Below are 387 nucleotides of genomic sequence, written 5' to 3' on the forward strand. Positions count from 1 at the left end.
CGTCCAGTCCGGGAGCACGGTGACGGGCACGAGCAGCCCGGACAGCAACCACACGGGCGCGTCCAGCGGGTTGGCGAGCGCGTTGGCGTTGCGCAGCAGAACGAACGTGGCGGCGAGCAGCAGCCCCATCCGTCTGCACCATGACGGCCTGCCGGCTGCCCCGGTCCTCGGCCGCCACCCCGCGCACTCCCGGCAGTTCCCGGATGCGGTCCAGGTGCTCGTCGGCCGCCCCGTACGCCTCGATCTCCAGGATGTCGCGCTCCTGCACCCGGGACTTGAGCCGGTCCGGGGTGCCGAGCGCCCGGATCGTGCCGCCCGCGATCACCGCGATCCGGTCGCACAACTCGTCTGCCTCGGCCATGTAATGGGTGGTGAGCAGGACGGTGG

1 protein-coding gene is annotated in these 387 nt (G+C 72.1%); it reads left to right on the plus strand.

What is annotated here, in order from left to right; genetic code table 11:
• Nucleotides 1-106: 106 nt before the first annotated feature.
• Nucleotides 107-387: hypothetical protein (locus AC1DUE_RS20635; protein ID WP_477041265.1), on the plus strand; the 281-nt coding region annotated here is incomplete at its 3' end.

This window comes from Cellulomonas sp. P4_A2, from assembly GCF_056402515.1.